Consider the following 295-nt stretch of genomic DNA (forward strand, 5'->3'; position numbering starts at 1 on the left):
AATAGACTGGATTACAGAACAGGAGTTATATCTTGATGATTCTTTAGATTATATGTACCAAGCATATTTAAAAGCAGTTGTTACCGGTTATCAAAATATGAAACACCGTATAAATGACACGATAGCTTTGTGACTAGATGATTTTCCTTCTTATGTAACGGATGAAACCAAAGCATGTTATTTGGAGGCAATTGATCTTTATTATGACTGTGAATTAACACGTCAAGGTATTCGATTGGTAGATACACCAGGTGCAGATTCAGTTAATGCTCGTCATACGAATGTTGCTTTTGAA

At 34.2% G+C, this 295-nt stretch carries 1 protein-coding gene; it reads left to right on the forward strand.

The features are described 5' to 3' along the window. Positions 1-181: 181 nt before the first annotated feature. Positions 182-295: dynamin family protein (locus JKP73_RS22750; protein WP_234447187.1), on the forward strand; the 114-nt coding region annotated here is incomplete at its 3' end.

It is taken from the genome of Virgibacillus salexigens (genome assembly GCF_014905415.1).
Taxonomy (GTDB): Bacteria; Bacillota; Bacilli; order Bacillales; family Amphibacillaceae; genus Virgibacillus; species Virgibacillus salexigens.